Source organism: Vibrio sp. 811 (assembly GCF_033339195.1).
On sequence record NZ_JAWOUB010000515.1, the window covers coordinates 1 to 640 of the forward strand.

Genomic DNA, 640 nt, shown 5'->3' on the forward strand with positions numbered 1-640 from the left:
AAAGGGAGACATAAGAAATAGGAGAGCAATCATGGGTAAGTTGGTCGAAGGCGTATGGCACGATGTGTGGTATGACACAAAAGCGAATGGCGGGAAGTTCGTTCGTGAAGACGCTGGATTTCGTGACTGGATTAAAAATGATTCAGAGGCGGTATTCCAACCAGAATCTGGCCGTTACCATTTGTACGTTTCTCTCGCGTGTCCTTGGGCACATCGAACGCTTATCTTCCGTAAGTTGAAAGGTCTAGAGCCACACATTGATGTGACGGTTGTTTGCCCTGATATGCTCAGTCAAGGTTGGCAAATGGGTTTACCCGAGCCGTTGTTTGGTCATACACGTATGCACCAAATCTACACTCAAGCGAAACCTGACTACACAGGGCGTGTTACGGTGCCAGTTTTGTGGGACAAAAAGACCAACACCATCGTGTCGAATGAATCGTCAGAGATCATTCGTATGTTTAACTCCGCATTTAACGATCTCACGGGCAATCATGACGATTATTATCCCGAGCCACTACGCGGTGTGATTGATGAATGGAATGATTACATTTATCCAAACGTGAATAATGGGGTGTACCGTTGCGGTTTTGCTACTTCGCAAGAAGCGTATGAAGAGGCTTTTGAATCATTGTTTTCG

General features: G+C 45.8%; 1 protein-coding gene. It reads left to right on the forward strand.

The genetic code is table 11. The annotated features are described in order from the left end of the window. Window positions 1–31: 31 nt before the first annotated feature. Window positions 32–640: glutathione S-transferase family protein (locus R7Q46_RS27815; protein ID WP_411978784.1), on the forward strand; the 609-nt coding region annotated here is incomplete at its 3' end.